We start from the raw sequence: 5350 nt of genomic DNA, 5'->3' as shown, positions 1-5350 counted from the left end.
AGTGAGAAGTTTCTTAGAGACGGCGCCACCGTGCTGCTGCTGGACGATCCGACCAACGATCTCGACGTCGAAACCCTCGCCGCGCTCGAAGACGCGATCGAGAACTTCGCAGGCTGCGCCGTGGTCATCAGCCACGACCGCTTCTTCCTCGACCGTCTGGCGACGCACATCCTCGCCTTCGAAGGCAACAGCCACGTCGAATGGTTCGAAGGCAACTTCGAAGCCTATGAAGAAGACAAGCGCCGCCGCCTGGGCGACGCGGCCGATCGCCCCACGCGACTGGCATACAAGAAGCTGACGCGCTGAGTACTGCCGGGTCGCAGGCGGTTATGCCGCTTGCGACCCGGCGATCGGTATCATTCGGATCGCCTTGCAGCCCGATACTCCCTGAATCCGCGAACCACCGCGCGAACGCAGTCCCCGGGGCTAGGGCCGCCGTCAAAGAAGCCTAGACAGGGGCCGGACATGATCTCGGGCCGTTCCGCCTGTAGCCATGCCAGCCCTGCCCCGAAGTCTGGCGGGTCATTCGAGCTAGTGCTGACTTTCACTATCCGACCATCCTGGAAGGTTAGGTGAAAGCTGTCCGTAACCCAAAAACCGGTTCCCAGCGCAGCGATCAAATCATCCCTTACGGTGATTGCGCATACCGCCTCGTCGTGATTGACGAACTCGCACTGCTGGCGACCGATAACGGCATAGTTCCCGCCTTCCGCCCAACCTTGGTAATAGAGAATTCGCAGCTGGGAGGCTGGGGCATCAACCAAGGCCAATCGTAACGGCTTGGGATCGAACGAGTAAAAGGCATCGATCAGCTTCTCAGCCGCAATTAGGCGCGAATCCCCGCTTGAAGCTTGCGGTTCCGGAACGGTGCTGCACCCACCCACCGCAAGCAAAGCTGCAATCACTGGCAGATAACGCATCGGCAGTGCCTCCCCCTCCGCGGCTATTTGCCAGAAACCAGCGCGTTGGGGAACGTGTCCGACTGGCCTGGTGTTCGGAAGCATAGCGGCGACAGCATAGATTGCGTTCGACTGTATGCTCCTACTCGGATAGGATCGCCCCATCGCGAATTTTGGTCGCTCGCAACTTCAGGCACCGGGGAGGTGCCAGCCTTCGGGCTTTGGGGGGGACGGCAGATGAAGCAATATTTGTTCGATCTGTTGCCGCCGGCAACGGTCGCCGCAATCCTGACATTCTGGTATTTCGCCCCGGTGGCCTGGGTCGACACCTGGTGGACGATCACGGTGGTCGGCCTTGTTGCGCTGGCCTTTGTCCAAATGATGGAATGGGTCCACGAACGGCACGAAGGCTGGCGGATCAACCGGCAGGAGTTCCTTACCGACGTCTTCTATGTCGCATTCGGCATCACTGTTATCGGCTGGTTTGCCGATAATTTTGCGGACAGCCCGATCGCCAGCGCCAAGGAAGCGCTGGGGATTTCTACACCGTGGCTGGCGTCACTGCCCTTCCTGGTGCAGGTCGCGCTCGTCATGCTGCTGTTCGAATTCGGCCAGTACTGGATGCATCGCTGGATGCACAACAACTCCATCCTCTGGTCGACGCATGCCCCGCACCACCACGTGACCCAGTTGAATGCCATGAAAGGCTATATCGGCAATCCGATAGAGCTCTTCCTGATCAGTCTCAGCGTGATCGCGCTATTCGAGTTCGACAAGGCCGCGAGGTTCGCCGCGGTCAATTCGCTTGGGGCGATTTCCTACTATGCCCATGCCAACGTTCGCGCCGACCCGCCGAAGTGGTTTTCCTTCTTCTTCACGACGATCCGACACCATAGCCTGCACCATACGGCTTTGAGCTTCGAAGACACCCGCTGCAATTACGGCAATTGCGTGATCCTGTTCGACCGCATGTATGGCACCTTCCGTGAAGGGGAGTCTTCAGTTGTCGGACAAGATGAACGCAAGCGTCTTTCGATCCGTGAGCAATTCCTGTTCCCGATCCTTCCCTGGCTCGAACGTCGAAGGGCAAGGATGGCGAAGTGAGCAGACAGCGGTTGCTCAGTCCCCTCACCAATTCTCCACTCATTTTCCTACCCTACCGCGACCGGCTACCCTCCAGCAATGGAAGTCCCGCAACATCCCCAAGCAGAGCCGTCTGACGGTCTATCAAACCGTCAGGGCTGGAACACGGTTTTAGAACTTCGAACCGTGTTCCATGTGTTCCATGTTTCAGGATTGAACACATGAAACTGAACGGGTTGGGCGACCCACATGCACTTCCTGGGCGCAACCAGCCCCCGGCTTGCCGTCTCGCCCCACCTTCGCTAACGCGCTCGCGTCATCTGGGGAGTAGCCCGCCGTCGTGGCGGTTCCTTCGCGTCAACATACTCGGCCGAGAGGTCGTGGCGCAGGGGTGCGGTTCTTCCGCCCGGGCAAGACCAATGACACCTGACTTTCGTCCGGCCGGGCGGAAGGTCGGGTGTCGTTGCAGTCGCCAAGCCCGGCCCGGAGATACTTGATGGAAGCTCTGCTTACCTCCACCGCCGTGGTTGCCCTCGCCGAAATCGGCGACAAGACCATGCTGCTCGCGATCGTGCTGGCAGCCCGGTTTCGCAAGCCCCTGCCGATCATCCTGGGTATTCTGGTGGCAACGCTGGCCAATCACGGCATAGCGGCCTTCCTGGGTCAATCGATCGCCGGGCTGCTGGAGGGCCCGTGGCTCCGCTATGCAGTGGGGGCAAGCTTCCTGGCGATGGCGCTGTGGACCCTGGTACCCGACAAGCTCGATGAGGACGAGGGACCCGCCACGGCGAGGTTCGGCGCCTTTCTGACAACCACTATCGCCTTCTTCCTGGTCGAGATCGGGGACAAGACACAGATCGCCACCATCGCACTCGGAGCGCGGTTCGAAAGCGTGCTGCTCGTTACGGTGGGCACCACGCTGGGCATGATGCTGGCAAATGTGCCGGCGGTCTATTTCGGCGACGCGATCGTGAAACGCGTATCGCTCAAGGCAGTGCGGATCGTGGCGGCATTGCTATTCTTCGCGGTGGGCGCCTGGGTAATTGCCGATGCGGCATGATGCGTTCAGTAAATCTCGCCCCAACATTAACAGGAGGCCGTCATCCCGGTTCAGATACGGGTCAGGCGAAGGTGATACAAATTGCGACATCGACAATGCGCCGCAGGTGGTGGAGCGGCATTTACAGCCACGAGGAACTCGCTCCATGTCCATGAGCAAACTGATGAAGGGATCGGCCCTGGGGGTGCTCGCAGCCACCATGGCAATGACCGCTATCCCGGTCGAAGCACAGGCGCAGGATCGCCGCCAGACCCGCTTTGAGCGCGTCTCGGGCGACCAGCCGCGCGAGCGGCAGGAACGTCGCAGCGAAGCGCGCCAGGAACGACGTGAACAGCGCCAGCAGGCCGCACCGGAACGCACCGAGCGCCGCCAGCAGCAGGCTGACAGCTCGCGCCAAGTGTCACGCGACTCGCAACGACGCGATGGTGAGCGAAGCGGACGCGACTGGAACCGTTCGGACCGCCGTGCCGAAGTGGCGCAGGAACGCAGCGGACAGGACTGGAACCGCCGCGAGCGGAGCCAGGAGCAACGCCAGATCGAAGTCAGGCAGGACGATCGCAACCGGACCTATGCCGGTGACCGCAACCGTTCCTACACCGATGCTCGCCGTGATGCCTATCGCGATGGACGACGGGACGAGGCACGGCGCGAGAGGTATGAGGATCGTGCCATTCGCCGCGACGCCTATCGCGATGGTCGGCGCGACGAGGCCCACCGTGACCGTCGCGAAGACCGCAGCATTCGTCGTGACGGTTATCGGGATGGCTATCGTGATGCCAGCCGCCGCGCACGCTACCACGATGGGCGCCGCTGGCACGACTATGACCGCTGGGACAGGCGTCATTGGCGCGACGACCGTCGCTACAACTGGTACAGCTATCGCAGCCACAACCGAAATCTGTATCGGCTTGGGCGCTATTACTCGCCCTATCGCGGCCATCGCTACAGTCGCCTGAGCATCGGGTTCCACCTGGGCAACCTGTTCTTCGGCAGCCGCTACTGGATCAGCGACCCTTGGCGCTATCGCCTGCCCGCGGTCTACGGACCCTATCGCTGGGTGCGCTATTATGACGACGTGCTGCTGGTCGACATCTACAGCGGCGAAGTGGTCGACGTGATCTACGACTTCTTCTGGTAAGTTAGCAGACCCCCGCCGATCGCTCGGCGGGGGTTCCTGCTTTTGGGTTCAGGCCTTGCCGAAGGGCAGCATGCGGAAGATACCGCCGTTCTTGTCGATGAAGGTATGTTTCAACGCACCGAGAATGTGTAGCCCGATCAGGTAGATGAAGATCGAACCGCCGGTTGCGTGTGCGTCGAAGATGGACTTGCTCAGTTCCTTGCTCTCGCCGACCGGAAGCATGGGGATTGTGAAAAATCCGAAGAAGTCGACCGGGCGACCGCCGTAGGAACTGGCCAGCCAGCCGCCCAATGGCAAAGCGATCAACAGGACGTAGAAAGTGACATGGATGGTCCGCGCAAGCTTCGCTTCCCACGGCTTGAGGTCGGATGGCAGCGGCGGCACCGGATGCGACCAGCGCCACAGCAGGCGACCGACCGTGAGCGCGAGGATCAGCATGCCCCACGCCTTGTGATAACCGAACACGGCCAGCTTGTCCGCGCCTTCCAGGTGCTCGGCCGTTTCGGCGATACGCCAGTTCATGATCACCAGGATCGCGATCAGCCAGTGGAAGATCATCGCCCCCGTGGAATAGCGGCGTGCGGCAGTATCGGTCATCGTCGTCTCCCTGGAGTCTGGACGATACAGACTAGCGCCCTGGTTCGCGACGACAAGCTGGATACTTGATGCGAGGCAGCAGCTTGCTAACAGAGCCGGCATGACACGGATCGCAACCATTCCCGATCAGGGCGCGCTCAAGCGCATTGGCTCGCAGGTGCGCCAGCGCCTGGAGGCCGACCCGCAGATCTACAAGGTGCCCACCGACAAGGCCGAGATCTTTGCAGTCGGCAATTTCCTGACACTCGACGAATGCCAGCGCCTGATCACCATGATCGACGCTGTCGCGCGGCCGAGCGAGCTGCACGAGACCGCCTATGTCGCAAAGTTCCGTACTTCCTATTCGGGCAATTTCGATCCCTACGATCCCTTCGTGAAGATGATCTCGCGACGAATCGACGATCTGCTGGGCATTAATCCCGAAAACGGGGAGCGGATCCAAGGGCAACGCTACCTGCCGGGGCAGGAATTCAAGCCGCACAACGACTGGTTCTACACCGACCAGGAATATTGGAAACTCGAGCGCAAGCGCGGCGGGCAGCGCTGCTGGACCGCGATGGCCTTCCTCAACGA

General features: G+C 60.9%; 6 protein-coding genes and 1 pseudogene. 5 read left to right on the top strand and 2 right to left on the bottom strand.

Features of this window, described 5'->3' with window-relative positions:
* A pseudogene (locus tag AAFM29_RS04960) lies at positions 1-306 on the top strand (energy-dependent translational throttle protein EttA); the annotation flags it as partial.
* 50 nt (positions 307-356) lie between these two features.
* Here AAFM29_RS04960 and AAFM29_RS04955 read toward each other — a convergent pair.
* Positions 357-920: a hypothetical protein gene (locus tag AAFM29_RS04955; protein ID WP_341711705.1), complete on the bottom strand. Its 564-nt coding sequence runs from the start codon at positions 918-920 to the stop codon at positions 357-359.
* Positions 921-1136: 216 nt separating this feature from the next.
* Here AAFM29_RS04955 and AAFM29_RS04950 point away from each other — a divergent pair, with 216 nt between their 5' ends.
* From AAFM29_RS04950 to AAFM29_RS04940, 3 genes are all read left to right on the top strand, one after another.
* Positions 1137-2003: a sterol desaturase family protein gene (locus AAFM29_RS04950; RefSeq protein ID WP_341711704.1), complete on the top strand. Its 867-nt coding sequence runs from the start codon at positions 1137-1139 to the stop codon at positions 2001-2003.
* Positions 2004-2478: 475 nt separating this feature from the next.
* Positions 2479-3042 (top strand): TMEM165/GDT1 family protein, encoded by a 564-nt coding sequence (locus AAFM29_RS04945; RefSeq protein WP_341711703.1) that lies wholly within the window; start codon positions 2479-2481, stop codon positions 3040-3042.
* 145 nt (positions 3043-3187) lie between these two features.
* Positions 3188-4180, top strand: a complete 993-nt coding sequence (locus AAFM29_RS04940) for an RcnB family protein (protein WP_341711702.1) — start codon at positions 3188-3190, stop codon at positions 4178-4180.
* 48 nt (positions 4181-4228) lie between these two features.
* Here the strand turns inward: AAFM29_RS04940 and AAFM29_RS04935 are convergent, their stop codons facing one another.
* The gene (locus AAFM29_RS04935; RefSeq protein WP_341711701.1) at positions 4229-4777 is read right to left on the bottom strand and encodes a cytochrome b; all 549 of its coding nucleotides are present in this window, start codon (positions 4775-4777) and stop codon (positions 4229-4231) included.
* A 100-nt stretch (positions 4778-4877) separates the two neighbouring features.
* Between AAFM29_RS04935 and AAFM29_RS04930 the strand changes: the two genes are divergently transcribed.
* Positions 4878-5350, top strand: a 473-nt coding sequence (locus tag AAFM29_RS04930; RefSeq protein WP_341711700.1) for a 2OG-Fe(II) oxygenase, incomplete at its 3' end; no start/stop codon positions are given.

Source organism: Erythrobacter sp., from assembly GCF_038133525.1.
GTDB lineage: Bacteria > Pseudomonadota > Alphaproteobacteria > Sphingomonadales > Sphingomonadaceae > Qipengyuania.
The sequence above is the reverse complement of the archived record's forward strand: the minus strand, read 5'-3'. Positions and strand labels throughout refer to the sequence as shown.

Excerpts from the sequence above, each read along its gene's own strand:
- AAFM29_RS04955 (WP_341711705.1), bottom strand. The coding sequence starts at position 920 with ATGCGTTATCTGCCAGTGATTGCAGCTTTGCTTGCGGTGGGTGGGTGC.
- AAFM29_RS04935 (WP_341711701.1), bottom strand. The coding sequence starts at position 4,777 with ATGACCGATACTGCCGCACGCCGCTATTCCACGGGGGCGATGATCTTC.
- AAFM29_RS04940 (WP_341711702.1), top strand. The coding sequence starts at position 3,188 with ATGTCCATGAGCAAACTGATGAAGGGATCGGCCCTGGGGGTGCTCGCA.
- AAFM29_RS04950 (WP_341711704.1), top strand. The coding sequence starts at position 1,137 with ATGAAGCAATATTTGTTCGATCTGTTGCCGCCGGCAACGGTCGCCGCA.
- AAFM29_RS04945 (WP_341711703.1), top strand. The coding sequence starts at position 2,479 with ATGGAAGCTCTGCTTACCTCCACCGCCGTGGTTGCCCTCGCCGAAATC.